General features: G+C 73.5%; 10 protein-coding genes and 1 pseudogene. 8 read left to right on the top strand and 3 right to left on the bottom strand.

Going from position 1 to position 13,618, the window contains the following annotated elements; all coding sequences use genetic code 11:
• Positions 1-68: 68 nt before the first annotated feature.
• On the top strand, positions 69-908 hold the full coding sequence (locus tag V2W30_RS05530; RefSeq protein ID WP_338694123.1) for a ribonuclease activity regulator RraA: 840 nt from the start codon (positions 69-71) through the stop codon (positions 906-908).
• Between the two features lie 45 nt (positions 909-953).
• Here the strand turns inward: V2W30_RS05530 and V2W30_RS05525 are convergent, their stop codons facing one another.
• Positions 954-2,936 carry an amino acid transporter gene (locus V2W30_RS05525; RefSeq protein ID WP_338694121.1) on the bottom strand — a complete coding sequence of 661 codons (1,983 nt, stop codon included), beginning with the start codon at positions 2,934-2,936 and terminating at the stop codon, positions 954-956.
• 131 nt (positions 2,937-3,067) lie between these two features.
• Between V2W30_RS05525 and V2W30_RS05520 the strand changes: the two genes are divergently transcribed.
• From V2W30_RS05520 to V2W30_RS05500, 6 genes and pseudogenes are all read left to right on the top strand, one after another.
• On the top strand, positions 3,068-3,688 hold the full coding sequence (locus V2W30_RS05520) for a YigZ family protein (protein ID WP_338694120.1): 621 nt from the start codon (positions 3,068-3,070) through the stop codon (positions 3,686-3,688).
• Between the two features lie 186 nt (positions 3,689-3,874).
• Positions 3,875-3,961 carry a putative leader peptide gene (locus V2W30_RS41520; protein ID WP_425244665.1) on the top strand — a complete coding sequence of 29 codons (87 nt, stop codon included), beginning with the start codon at positions 3,875-3,877 and terminating at the stop codon, positions 3,959-3,961.
• Between the two features lie 183 nt (positions 3,962-4,144).
• Entirely contained in the window at positions 4,145-4,699 is a 555-nt protein-coding gene (gene ssuE, locus V2W30_RS05515; RefSeq protein ID WP_338694118.1) for an NADPH-dependent FMN reductase, read from the top strand.
• 152 nt (positions 4,700-4,851) lie between these two features.
• The gene (locus V2W30_RS05510; protein WP_338694116.1) at positions 4,852-5,964 is read left to right on the top strand and encodes an LLM class flavin-dependent oxidoreductase; all 1,113 of its coding nucleotides are present in this window, start codon (positions 4,852-4,854) and stop codon (positions 5,962-5,964) included.
• 167 nt (positions 5,965-6,131) lie between these two features.
• Positions 6,132-7,304: an exonuclease SbcCD subunit D gene (locus V2W30_RS05505; RefSeq protein WP_338694114.1), complete on the top strand. Its 1,173-nt coding sequence runs from the start codon at positions 6,132-6,134 to the stop codon at positions 7,302-7,304.
• A pseudogene (locus V2W30_RS05500) lies at positions 7,301-10,371 on the top strand (AAA family ATPase). Before V2W30_RS05505 ends, V2W30_RS05500 begins: the two are co-directional and overlap by 4 nt.
• 221 nt (positions 10,372-10,592) lie before the next feature.
• Here the strand turns inward: V2W30_RS05500 and V2W30_RS05495 are convergent.
• Complete coding sequence (locus V2W30_RS05495; RefSeq protein WP_338694112.1) at positions 10,593-11,060, bottom strand: Lrp/AsnC family transcriptional regulator; 468 nt, start codon at positions 11,058-11,060, stop codon at positions 10,593-10,595.
• Positions 11,061-11,259: 199 nt separating this feature from the next.
• Between V2W30_RS05495 and V2W30_RS05490 the strand changes: the two genes are divergently transcribed.
• The gene (locus V2W30_RS05490; protein ID WP_338694110.1) at positions 11,260-11,823 is read left to right on the top strand and encodes a rhodanese-like domain-containing protein; all 564 of its coding nucleotides are present in this window, start codon (positions 11,260-11,262) and stop codon (positions 11,821-11,823) included.
• Between the two features lie 80 nt (positions 11,824-11,903).
• Here V2W30_RS05490 and V2W30_RS05485 read toward each other — a convergent pair whose 3' ends face one another.
• The gene (locus V2W30_RS05485; protein ID WP_338694108.1) at positions 11,904-13,610 is read right to left on the bottom strand and encodes a DUF885 domain-containing protein; all 1,707 of its coding nucleotides are present in this window, start codon (positions 13,608-13,610) and stop codon (positions 11,904-11,906) included.
• Positions 13,611-13,618: the final 8 nt, after the last annotated feature.

Below are 13,618 nucleotides of genomic sequence, written 5' to 3'. Positions count from 1 at the left end.
TTATCTACCATCGATAGGCGATGATGTCACTGGCGTTGCGTGCGACGAGCGCGCGGAGAGGCACGTGCATGCACCCGACTGGGGATCAGAAGGCGCCGTCCACGGGGAAGACCCGTACGAACGGGACGGAGGTGCCCGAGCCTCGTCCCTACGACTCGATGCGCGCGCCGGTCCACACCTCGACCTACGTACGGCCCACCGCGCGGATGGTGGAGGCGCTGAAGGACGTCAGCGCGGCGACGGCCTGCGCGAAGCTCCACCAGATGGGCATCACCCGGACGTTCATCGACGGGCCGGTGCCGCTGCACCGCGAGCCGGACGTGAAGATCACCGGCGGCGCGGTGACGTTGCAGTTCCTGCCGCAGCGCGAGGACGTGTTCAACGGCGCCGAGCAGGAGGACATCGAGCGCAAGACCCCGCTGTGGGGCGTCCTGGAGTCCATCAGGCCCGGCGACGTGCTCGTCGTCTCCGCCCACGGCAGCCACTTCACCGGCTGCCTCGGCGACATGCTGGTGCGCTACTTCAAGCTGCGCGGCGGCGCCGGGATCGTGGTCGACGGACGGGTCAGGGACGCGGCCCGGATCCGGGCGCTCGGCGTGCCCGTCTGGTGCACCGGCGTCACTCCGCACTACGCGTCGCAGACCGAGCTGTTCCCGTCGGCGTTCAACGTGCCGGTGGGCGTGGGCGGCTCCCTCGTCACGCCCGGCGACCTGATCGTCGCCGACGAGGACGGCGCCGTCGTCGTCCCGCAGGACAAGGCGGTCCCCCTCGCCGAGGACTCGCTGCTGCACCAGGACCGGGAGGCGTTCGCCCGCCGCCGGCTCGACGAGGGCGCGCGTCTCTCCGACTACTACCCGCTGACCGGCGAAGGTCTGACGGAGTACCTGGCGAGCCGCGCCGCCACCTGACCGGCGCGGGCCGGCCCGCGGGCCGTGTCAGCCCCCGTCGGCCGGTCAGCCCACGTGGACGCGCGGCCGCAGCTCCGGGTCGGACTCCGCGCGCCGCAGGACCTCCCGCGTCACCGGCGCCACCTCGCCGTCCCCGAAGACGAGGAAGCGCAGCAGATGGCTGACGGGGTGGCCCTCGGTCCAGTTGAAGTACGCGTGCGGGACCTCGCCCGTGCGCTCCCGCAGGTTCATCAGGACCGCGGCGACCGTGTTGGGGACGCCGGGCCCGTGCACCCGCAGCCGGCGCACGCCGTGCTTCTCGTCGCCGTGCACGACCAGGTCCTCGGTGAAGTCCGACGAGTCCTGGATGAACACCTCCAGGAACAGCACCGGGCCGCCCTCCGGGATGTGCGTGTCCTCGCGCTGGCAGTACTCCTTGTTCCGGTACTCGGCCGTGCTGTGCTCCTGCGGTTCGTTCGCGATGATCCGCAGCGGGCCCTGCGCGGCCGCCTCGTCGATGATGCGCGCGGCCGTCTCGTCGTACGTCACCGCGCCCGCCCGCAGTTCGAAGGCGCGATGCACGCGCGACGCGAAGGAGGTGACCAGGATCGCCACGATGAAGATGAGGGCGATCTTGATGCCGTCGGGGCGCTCCACCACGTTCGTGACGAGCGTGTACGCGAAGACGGCGGTGATCGTGCCGAAGCCGATCGCCGCCGCGCGGTGCCCGCGCCGGTGCACCGCGACCGTCGAGGCGAAGGAGGCGGAGAGCATCAGGACCAGGACACCGGTCGCGTACGCGCCGGACTGCTCGTCGACGTTCGCGTTGAACCAGAGGGTGATCGCGACCGCCGCCGCCATGAAGGTCAGCACCAGCGGGCGCACGGCCCGGGTCCACTCCGGGGCCATGCCGTAGCGCGGCAGATAGCGCGGGACCAGGTTCAGCAGACCCGCCATCGCGGAGGCTCCGGCGAACCACAGGATGGCGATCGTCGAGATGTCGTACACCGTGCCGAAGGCCTCGCCCAGGTAGGTGTGGGCGAGATAGGCGAGCGCGCGCCCGTTCGCCGAGCCGCCGGCCTCGAACTCGTCCTGCGGGATCAGGATCGTCGTCGCCAGGCTGGACAGGAGCAGGAAACCGCTCATGATCAGGGCGGCGGTGGTGAGCAGCTTGCGGGTGTCGCGGATACGGCCCTCGGGCTTCGCGAACGTGTCCGTCGGGTCGCCCTTCACCTGCGGCATCACGGCCACGCCGGTCTCGAAGCCGGACATGCCGAGCGCCAGCTTCGGGAAGACGAGCAGCGCGACGCCGACCATCACGAAGGGCGAGGAGTGCTCCGCCGTCATCGCGTCCCACCAGTTGGTGATCTTGACCGGCTCGGTGAGGACATGGGTGGCGGCCGTGACGAGCACGACCACGTTCAGCGCCAGGTACGCGGCCACCAGCACCACGGCGACCCGGATCGCCTCACCGAACCCCTTGAGGAAGACCGCGCCGAGCGCGGCGAGGAGCAGCAGCGTGATCCAGGTGTTTGCGCCGTGCAGCGACGTGGGGGCGAAGGGGTTCTCGACGACGTGCGCCGCCGCGTCCGCCGCCGACAGCGTCATCGTGATCATGAAGTCGGTGGCGGCGAAGCCGAGCAGCACCAGGACGAACAGCTTCCCCGCCCACCACGGCAGCAGCCGCTCCAGCATCGCGATCGAACCCTCGCCGTGCGGCGACTCCTTGGCGACCCGGCGGTACACCGGAAGCGCGCCCAGGAGAGTGAGCGCGATCAGGACGAGCGTGGCGAGCGGCGACAGCAGACCGGCGGCGAGCGCCGCGATGCCCGGCTGATAGCCCAGCGTCGAGAAGTAGTCGACGCCCGTCAGGCACATCACGCGCCACCACTTGTGGCCCTTGTGCTCCTGCGGGGCGTGACCGTGCGGCCCCTGGTGACGGGCCGTCTGCTCGCTCAGTCCCTCCAGGAGCCAGGACCGCCAGCGGTGCGTGGCGGCAGGCGTGGCTACAGGCTGGGCGGCAGGGCTCTCGGCCTGGGTGCCGGTCATGGGTCGACGCTTCCTGTTCGGACGGCTCGGACGGTGTCGCCTCACGACGACGACGAGCGAGTATCCATCACATCGTCGCCCGTGCGTCGGGCGGGGGCGAGCCCGGCGTCACCTGCGCATACGCTGGTGCGATGCCGGACGAGTACCGCACCGTGGCCCACGAGGGCGTGCACGAGACAGAGATCAACCGTTCGCGGTTCCTGTGCGCGCTCGCGCCCGCCGCCACCGAGGAGGAGGCCCAGGCCTTCGTCGCGCGCGTCCGCAAGGAGCACCCGACGGCGTCCCACAACTGCTACGCGTACGTCATCGGCGCCGACGCCTCGATCCAGAAGGCCGGCGACGACGGCGAACCGGGCGGCACCGCGGGCGTCCCGATGCTCCAGATGCTCACCCGGCGCGAGATGCGGTACGTCGTCGCCGTCGTCACCCGCTACTACGGCGGTGTGAAGCTCGGGGCGGGCGGCCTCATCCGGGCCTACGGAGGTGCGGTCGGGGAGGCCCTCGACGCGCTCGGCACCGTGACCCGGCGGCGCTTCCGGCTCGCCACGGTGACCGTGGACCACGCGCGCGCCGGAAAGATGGAGAACGACCTGCGGTCCACGGGGCGCGAGGTCCGCGACGTCCGCTACGGCGAGGACGTCGCCATCGAGATCGGGCTGCCGGAGTCGGACGTGGAGCGGTTCACCGCGTGGCTGGCCGATGTGAGCGCGGGGTCGGCCGGGCTTGAACTGGGGGGAGAGGCGTACGGGTGAGGGGGCGGGCGGTTTCGCGCGTACGGCTCCGTCCTCGCAGGGCTCGGCAGGCCGCCAGGGCTCACGGGGCTTCTCGGCCTTCCAGGGCTCATCGGGGGCGTAGGGGCTGCGTCCTCGTGTGACCTGCGTGTGAACAGGTGGTCGGCCCTCTCGACGCGGCGGCGGGGCGACTGTTTGAATCGCGGTATGGATGCAGGGCGAAACGAACTCACGCGGCGACGGCACGTCGACCTCGCGCGGGTCTCCAGCGCCACCTGTCGCCGCTCCCGCTGAGCCGCGCTCCCACCGGGCTGCCCCGCTCACCCGCACCGCTCCTCCCGCGCAACTCCTCCCGCCGACACGGCGGTCGAGGTCACTCCCGCCTGTCCCGGCACCGCGCACGTCCGCGTGACGTGTGCGTCCGCTTCCGCCCGCACGCCTTCGCGCACCCGTACGCCCTCGTGTAAAGGACCTCCCGTGGCCGTCCTCCTCGCCCTCACCGGCAGCGCCTCCGCCCCCGGCACCTCCCGCACCGCCCGCCTCGTCCAGGACATCGGGCGCCGGTACGCCGCGCACGGCCACGAGGTCCGCCACCTCGACGTCCGCGACCTGCCCGCCGAGGCGCTGCTCTCCGCCGACGTCGCCGATCCCGAAGTCGCCCACGCCGTCGGCCTCGTGGCCCGCGCGGACGCCCTGATCGTCGCGAGCCCCGTCTACAAGGCCGCGTACTCCGGTGTCCTGAAGACCTTCCTCGACCTTCTCCCGCAGTACGCGCTGCGCGGCAAGTCCGTGCTGCCCCTGGCCACCGGCGGCTCGCCCGCGCACGTCCTCGCCGTCGACTACGCGCTGCGCCCCGTCCTCACGTCCCTCGGAGCCGATGTCGCGCAGGGCTGGTTCGTTCTCGACCGGCACATCACCGTCGCCGCCGACGGGTCCGTCACCCTCGCGCCCGAGACGCGGGAGGCGCTCGCCCCGGTCCTCGACCGCTTCGGCGAGGGCCTGCCCACCGGCGCACGCCTCGCCGCCGCGTAGCCCGCCCGGCCCGCCCGTCGGTTCCGTAGCCCGCCCGGCCCGTCCGTCGGTTCCGTAGCCCGGCCTCTGCCTCGCCGGTTCCCGTGCCGCCGGGTTCCGTCTCCGCGGCTTCTGTCTCCGGCCTCCGTCTCCCGGCCCCTGTGAGGACTCGTATGTCCCTGACCTTCCACTGGTTCCTGCCCACCAACGGCGACAGCCGGCACATCGTCGGCGGCGGCCACGGCGTCCCCACCGGCGCGGCCGGCGGCGACCGGCCCGCCTCCCTCGCCTACCTCGGCCAAGTCGCGCGCACCGCCGAGCAGTTGGGCTTCGAGGGCGCGCTCACCCCCACCGGGGCCTGGTGCGAGGACGCCTGGCTGACCACCGCGATGCTCGTCGAGCAGACCGAGCGGCTGAAGTTCCTGGTCGCGTTCCGGCCCGGCCTCGTCGCACCCGCCCTCGCCGCCCAGATGGCCGCCACCTACCAGCGCCACTCCGGGGGACGGCTGCTCCTGAACATCGTCACCGGCGGCGAGGACCCCGAACAGCGCGCCTACGGGGACTTCCTCGACAAGGAGGCGCGCTACGCCCGCACCGACGAGTTCCTGCACATCACGCGCGCCCTGTGGCGCGGCGAGACCGTCGACTTCGACGGGGTGCACGAGCGCGTCGCCGGGGCCCGCCTGAACCGGCTGCCCGACCCGGTCCCGCCCGTCTACTTCGGCGGCTCGTCCCAGGTCGCGGGCCCGGTCGCCGCCCGGCACAGCGACGTCTACCTGACCTGGGGCGAGCCGCCCGCGCAGGTCGCCGAGAAGATCGACTGGATCCGTACGCTCGCCAAGGCCGAGGGGCGCGAGGTGCGGTTCGGGATACGGCTGCACGTCATCGCCCGCGACAGCGCCGAGGAGGCGTGGGCCCAGGCGGACCGACTGCTGTCCGGGATCGACCCGAAGACCGTCGCCGAGGTCCAGGCCGGGCTCGCCCGGTCCGGCTCCGAGGGACAGAAGCGGATGCTCGCCCTGCACGGCGGCAGCGCCGACCGCCTGGAGATCCACCCCAACCTGTGGGCGGGCATCGGCCTCCTCCGCGGCGGCGCGGGCACCGCGCTGGTCGGCTCGCACACCGAGGTCGCCGACCTGATCGCCGAGTACCACGCCCTCGGCATCGACGAGTTCGTGCTCTCCGGATATCCGCACGTCGAGGAGGCGTACTGGTTCGGCGAGGGCGTCCTTCCGGTCCTCGCCGCGCGCGGGCTGTGGCGACACCCGGAGGCGCGCCGCCCCTGACACGGCTGCTTTGCCACGCTCCCTTCTGCCACGCTTGGCCCGCGGGGCGACGGGGGGGGCGGTCCGGGCGGTCCGGGCGGTGCCGGACGGTTCGGGTGATGCGGTCGCTTCAGCCGTTTCGGCCGTTCCGGCCGTGATGTCGGACCCACCCGTTAGCCTCGTGTGCCATGAGGCTGCTGCATACATCCGACTGGCACCTGGGGCGCGCGTTCCACCGTGTGTCGATGCTCGACGCCCAGGCCGCGTTCATCGGCCACCTCGTCGACACCGTGCGCGAGCGCGGCGTGGACGCGGTGGTCGTGTCGGGTGACGTGTACGACAGGGCGGTCCCGCCGCTCGCCGCCGTCGAGCTGTACGACGACGCGCTGCACCGCCTCGCGGACCTCGGCGTGCCCACCGTGATGATCTCCGGCAACCACGACTCGGCCCGCCGCCTCGGCGTCGGCGCCGGACTCATCGACCGCGCCGGCATCCATCTCCGTACGGAGCCGAACCGCTGCGGCGACCCCGTCGTGCTGGCCGACGACCACGGCGAAGTCGCCTTCTACGGGCTGCCGTACCTGGAGCCCGCCCTGGTCAAGGACATGTTCGGCGTGGCGAAGGCGGGGCACGAGCATGTGCTCGCCGCCGCCATGGAGCGGGTGCGCGCCGACCTCGCCGAGCGCCCCGCGGGGACTCGGTCCGTCGTCCTCGCACACGCCTTCGTGACCGGCGGCGCCCCCAGCGACAGCGAGCGCGACATCACGGTCGGCGGCGTCGCCGCCGTCCCGTCCGGCGTCTTCGACGGTGTCGACTACGTGGCGCTCGGGCATCTGCACGGCAGCCAGGTCATCTCCGAGCGCGTGCGCTACAGCGGATCACCGCTGCCCTACTCCTTCTCCGAGGCCGACCACCGCAAGAGCATGTGGCTGATCGACCTCGACGCCGACGGCGCCGTGAGCGCCGAGCGGATCGACTGCCCGGTGCCGCGCCCGCTCGCCCGCGTCCGCGGTGACCTCGACGATCTGCTGGCCGACCCGGACCTCGCAGGCCACGAGGAGTCGTGGGTGGAGGCCACCCTCACCGACGCGGTCAGGCCCGACGACCCCATGGCCCGCCTCACCGACCGATTCCCGCACACGCTCAGCCTCCTCTTCGAACCGCGCCGCACCGAGACCCGGCCGGACGCCAGCTACGCGGAGCGCCTCAAGGGGCGCGACGATCACGAGATCGCGGAGGACTTCGTGACCCACGTCAGGGGCGCGGGGCCCGACGACGACGAGCGGGTGGTGCTGCGCGCCGCGTTCGACGCCGTGCGGACCGACTTCTTCCGGAACGGCACGCGCGAGGTCGCCCGGTGAGGTTGCACACACTGACGATCACGGCGTTCGGGCCCTTCGGCACGACGCAGAAGATCGACTTCGACGCGCTGTCGTCCGCAGGGCTCTTCCTGCTGCACGGGCCGACCGGCGCCGGGAAGACCTCCGTCCTCGACGCGGTCTGCTACGCCCTGTACGGGACCGTGCCCGGCGCCCGCCAGCACGGCAGCGGCCAGGGGCAGCACCTGCGCAGCGACCACGCCGAGCCGGGCGTGCGCACCGAGGTCGCCCTCGACCTGACCGTCGCGGGCCGCCGTCTGGAACTCACCCGGCAGCCGCCGTTCGCGCGCCCCAAGAAGCGCGGCACCGGTTTCACGACGGAGAAGGCGCAGAGCTGGCTGCGCGAGTACGACGCCGCCGCGGGGGAGTGGAAGGACCTCAGCCGCTCCCACCAGGAGATCGGAGAGGAGATCACCCAGCTCCTCGGCATGAGCAAGGACCAGTTCTGCCAGGTGGTCCTGTTGCCGCAGGGCGACTTCGCACGGTTCCTGCGGGCCGACGCCGAGGCCCGGGGGCGACTCCTCGGGCGGCTCTTCGACACGCACCGCTTCGCCGCCGTGGAGCAGCGGCTCGCCGAGGACCGGCGCGCCGCCGAGAAGCAGGTCACCGCGGGCGACACGGAATTGCTCGCGGACGCGCACCGGATGCAGCAGGCCGCGGGCGACCTCGTGGACCTGCCGCCGGTCGACGCCGCACCCGGCGACCCCGGCCTCGCCGACGCCGTCCTGACCTGGGCGGCGACCGCCCGCTCCAGCGCCCGCGAGCACTACACGCACAGCCATCTCGCCCTGGCCGCCGCCGAGTCGGCCCGGGTCGCGGCGCAGCGCGAGCTCACCGACGTACGGGAGAGACACCGGTTGCAGCGCCGGTTCGCCGAGGCGCAGAGCCGGGCCGCGTCCCTGGAGGAGCGGGCCGACGAGCACCGGGCGCTGCGCGAGCGGATGGAGCGGGGCCGCAAGGCGGAGACGGTGGCACCCGCGCTCGCGCTGCGGGACGCGGCGGACGCGGAGCACACGGCGGCGCAGCGGGAGGCCCAGGAGGCCCGGCGGGAGCTGCGGGCAGCGACCGACAGCACGCTCCTCGGCGGCGCCGGGCAGCACACCGCCGACACGGCTGACACCGTCGACGCCGACGGCCCTCCGGAGGCGCTCGCCGAGGCCGCACGGCGTGTCGCACAGGAGCTCGGCGGGCTCGAAGCGGCGCGCCGGGCCGAGCGGCGCCTCGGCGACCTCGCGCGGGAACGGGCCGGACTCGACCGCGAGGAGCGTGCCGACACCGACCTGCTCGCCGAGGCCGCCCAGTGGCTCGACGCATGGGACGGCCGCCGCACCGAGCTCCAGACCCGTGTCGACGACGCCCAGGAAGCGACGACGCGCACCGAGCACCTCGCCGGACAGCTCGACCCGGCACGGCAGCAGGCGCGCGCCGCCGTCGAGCGCGACCGGCTCGGCGCACAGACGGACACCGCTCAGGCCGCGGCCCTGCGCGCCCGCGAGGACGCGTCCGCCGCCCATGAGCACTGGCTCGCCCTGAAGGAACAGCGACTGCGTGACGTCGCCGCCGAACTCGCCGAGGGGCTCGTGGACGGCGCGCCCTGCACGGTCTGCGGCGCCACCGAACACCCCGCGCCCATGCGGAAGTCCGCGGGTCATGTCGACCGCGCCACTGAGGAGAGCGCCCTCGCCGCCTACCGCACCGCGGACGAGCGGCGCACCGACGCCGAGCGCCGGCTCGGTGCCGTACGCGAGGAACTGGCCGCGGCGAAGGCCGCCGCCGGCGACACACCGGCCGGGCAACTCGCCGACGCCGTACGGGAGATGGAGGCGCGACACGCCGACACCCGCGCCCTCGCCTCGGGGCTGCACGCGGCCCGCGAGGCCCTCGCCCGCGCCGAGAGCGAGCACGAGCGCCGGCTCACCGCCCGCCAGGACGCCACCACGCGCACCGCGGCCCGCGCCGCCGCGCGCGACGCCATCGAGCGTGAACAGGGAACCCTCGAAGGGAGTTGGCGCAGGCGCGCGGAGCCGCCGAGAGCGTCGAGGTGCGCGCCGCACAGCTGGAGCGGCGGGCCGCCCTGCTCACCGCCGCCGCGGACGCGGCCCGCGCCGTGGAGGACACCGCGCAGCGCCTCAAGGACGCGGACGCGCGACTCGCCGACGCCGCGTTCCGCGCCGGGTTCGACACGCCGCAGGACGCGGCCGCCGCCCTCCTCGACGACGCAGGACACCGCGACCTCCAGCACCGCCTGGACGCCTGGCAGTCGGAGGAGGCCACGATCCGCGCGGTGCTCGCCGAGGAGGAGACCGCCGCGGCGGCCCGGTCGCCACAGGCCGACGTGGCCGCCGCGCTCGCCACCGCCGAGGCCGCCGACGCGCGCGTCCGCGCAGCGGGCTCCGCCCGGGACGCCGCCGCCCGCCGCTGCGACGAACTCGACCGGCTCTCCCGCCGCGCCGCCACCGAGGCCCGCCGACTCGGGCCGCTGCGCGCCACGTACAACCGCGTCGCCCGGCTGGCCTCCCTCGCGGCCGGCACCTCCGCCGACAACGAACGCAAGATGCGCCTGGAGTCGTACGTCCTGGCCGCCCGCCTCGAACAGGTCGCGGCGGCGGCGACGGCACGCCTGCGCCGCATGTCGTCCGGGCGGTACACCCTCGTGCACTCCGACTCCCTCGCGGGGCGCGGGCGTTCGGGCCTCGGCCTGCACGTCGTCGACGCGTGGACGGGCCGCGAGCGCGACACCGCGACCCTCTCAGGTGGCGAGACGTTCTTCGTGTCCCTCGCCCTCGCGCTCGGCCTCGCCGACGTCGTCACGGACGAGGCGGGCGGCGTCCGTCTCGACACCCTCTTCATCGACGAGGGCTTCGGCAGCCTCGACGACCAGACCCTCGACGAGGTCCTCGACGTCCTCGACGCCCTGCGCGAGCGCGACCGCAGCGTCGGCATCGTCAGCCACGTCGGCGACCTGCGCCGCCGCGTGCACGCGCAGCTGGAGGTCGTGAAGGGGCGGGAGGGGTCGATGGTGCGGCAGCGTGGGGTGGGGGACGGGTAGCGGGGCGGGACAGGATTCGGTGCGGGTGTGCGGGTGTGCGGTGCCGAGCCCTGGCCGCGCACCCGGGCCGGGTCCGTCGGTCGTGCACCCGGGCCGTGTCGGTCGGTCGTGCACCCGGGCCGTGTCGGTCGGTCGTGCACCCGGGCCGTGTCCGCCGACCGCGCACTCGAGCCGTGTCCGGCCGACCGCGTACCTGACCCGGCGGCCCGCCCGGCAGGGCCTCAGTGGCCGATCGCTCGCCGTGGCAGCGGTGACGAGTACACGACGCTCGTCGTCACGGAGCCCAGCGCGCCGATCTTCCCGGAGACCTCCTCCAGATGCCCCATCGACCGCGCCGCCACCTTGATCACGAAGCAGTCGTCGCCCGTGACGTGGTGCGCCTCCAGGATCTCCGGCGTCACGGCGACGAGGTCGTGGAACGGCTTGTAGTTCCCGTTCGGATAGCGCAGCCGCACGAACGCCAGGATCGGCAGCCCGAGCCGCTCCGGCACGACCACCGCCGTGTACCCCTGGATCACCCCGGCCTCCTCCAGGCGGCGCACCCGCTCGGTCACGGCGCTCGCGGACATGGACACCGCCCGCGCCAGTTCGGCGTAGCTCGCCCGGCCCTCCTGCTGGAGGACCTCCAGAATGCGCCAGTCGGTGGCATCGGGGACGTAGACGGATGCGGGTGTGGAATCGGCGGTCATGAAGCAGGGATAGCAGGGGAATCCTCGGCAGATCAAGCGCTATCCCGGCGATCGGGCCTTCAGCCGCACGGCCACCGGCCGTAGATTTCTGGTCAGGAAGAACGCGCCGGGCAACGCGCCACAGCCGCCGTCCCGATCGCACGAACCGTACGAACCGCACGAAACGGTACGAACCGCACGACCCACAGGGGGCAGCGCCATGACGACGACCACCACGACCACCGCCGCCACGACCGCGACGGCGACCACGTCCACCGAGACGACCCGGGCCACGCCGGCCGCGCCGACCACGCCGGCCCCTGTCAATCCGGTCCTGCGGGTCGCCCCCGCCTCGCCGGCCGCCGCGGCCGCCTACTTCAGCGCCAGCCTCGCCTTCCACGCCGATGTGTCCGACGTCGCCGCCGCCCTCGCCGCGGACGGCGACCCCGGGTTCGTGGTCGTCGACTCGCGCTCCACCGCCTCGTGGGACCAGGGCCACGTCCCCGGCGCGATCCACCTGCCGACCGCACTCATCGCCGAGCAGGCCGAGAGGCTGCTCGACAAGTCCGTCCCCGTGGTCACGTACTGCTGGGGCCCCGGCTGCAACGGCGCGACCCGCGCCGCCCTCGCCCTCGCCGAGCTCGGCTTCCAGGTCAAGGAGATGCTCGGCGGCTTCGAGTACTGGGCCCGCGAGGGCTTCGCGTACGAGACGTGGGAGGGCCCGGCCCGCAAGGACGCCGACCCGCTGACCGCGCCGGTCGACTCCGACGACTGCGGCTGCTGACCCGCGGGAACCACCGTGTCACGGGGACGCGCGCGCAAACTCCGCGTCCCCGTGACACGCCGGATGCCACCGGCTCCGGATCAGAGCTTGGACAGCTCGTCCACCAGGTCGTCGAGCCCCAGGGACCCCTGGGACAGCGCCGCCATGTGCCACGCCTTCGCGTCGAACGCGTCGCCGTGGGCCGCCTGCGCGTTGGCCCGGCCGAGCAGCCACGCCCGCTCGCCCAGCTTGTAGCCGATCGCCTGGCCGGGGATCGACAGGTACCGGGTGAGCTCGCTCTCCACGAAGTCCGCCGGGCGGCTGCTGTGCGCCCCGAAGAACTCCTGCGCCAGCTCGGGCGTCCACCGCTCGCCGGGGTGGAACGGCGAGTCCGCCGGGATCTCCAGCTCCAGGTGCATGCCGATGTCGACAATGACACGCGCCGCCCGCATCATCTGCGCGTCCAGGTAACCGAGCCGGGTCTCCGCGTCGGTGAGGAAGCCGAGTTCGTCCATGAGCCGCTCCGCGTACAGGGCCCAGCCCTCCGCGTTGGCCGAGACGATGCCGAGCGTCGCCTGGTAGCGGGAGAGGTCACCGGCGACGTGCGCCCACTGCGCGAGCTGGAGGTGATGGCCGGGCACGCCCTCGTGGTACCAGGTCGACACCAGGTCGTAGACGGGGAAGCGGGTCTGCCCCATCGTCGGCAGCCACGTACGGCCCGGCCGCGAGAAGTCCTCCGACGGCGGCGTGTAGTAGGGGGCCGCCGCGCTGCCGGGCGGCGCGATGCAGGACTCCACCGTCCTTACCCGCTCGGCGAGTTCGAAGTGGGTGCCGTCGAGCGCGTCGATCGCCTCGTCCATGACGTTCTGAAGCCACTGCCGCACCTCGTCGACGCCCTCGATGTGCCGCCCGTGCTCGTCGAGGTGGGCGAGCGCCACCCACGGCGTCGCGGCCCCGGGCAGGATCTTCTCCGCCTCGGTCCGCATCTCGCCGAGCAGCCGGTGGAACTCGCTCCAGCCGTACGCGTACGCCTCGTCCAGATCGAGGTCCGTGCCGTTGTAGAAGCGCGACCAGCGGGCGTACCGCTCGCGGCCCACCACGTCGGGCGCCCCCTCGATCGCGGGCGCGTACACGTCGCGCATCCAGTCGCGCAGCGCGACCGTCGCGGCGTCCGCGGCGCGCGCCGCCTCGGTGAGTTCGGCGCGCAGAGCCTGGGGCCCGTCGGCGCTGAACTCCTCGAACCAGCCGGGCTTCTCGCCCGTACCCGCCCACTCGGTGAGCTGCCCGATGAACGTCTCCGTCGGCCGCGGGCCTCCGTACAGCTTGCGCTCCAGGCCGAGGGTCAGTGTCTCGCGGTAGCCCTCGAACGCCGCCGGCACCGCCCGCAGCCGCTCGGCGATCGCCGCCCAGTCCTCGTCGGTCTCGGTCGGTGTGACCGTGAAGACCTCGCGTACGTGGTGGACCGGGGAGCCGAGATTGGTGACGACGCGCAGGTGCTCCTCGGCGTCGTGCACGGCGAGTTCGGCGGTGAGCCGCTCGCGCAGCAGCCGCGCGCAGCGCCGCTCGACGTCGTCGTCGGCGCCCGGCGCGCGCTCCGCCTCGTCGAGCCGCGCGAGCGTGTCACGGGCGAGATCGGCGAGGGCCGCGAGACCGGCGGGGGACAGATCGGGGAGCTTGCTCGACGACGCGCGGACGCCGAGGTACGTGCCGTTCACGGGGTCGAGGGCGACGAGTTCGTCGACGTAGCGGTCGGCGATCTGTCGCGGCAGTGGGGCCTGGGGCTGAGAGGTGCTCGCGGTGTCTGACATGCGGACAT

The sequence above is a fragment of the Streptomyces sp. Q6 genome (assembly GCF_036967205.1).
Classification (GTDB): Bacteria; Actinomycetota; Actinomycetes; order Streptomycetales; family Streptomycetaceae; genus Streptomyces; species Streptomyces citrinus.
The sequence above is the reverse complement of the archived record's forward strand: the minus strand, read 5'-3'. Positions and strand labels throughout refer to the sequence as shown.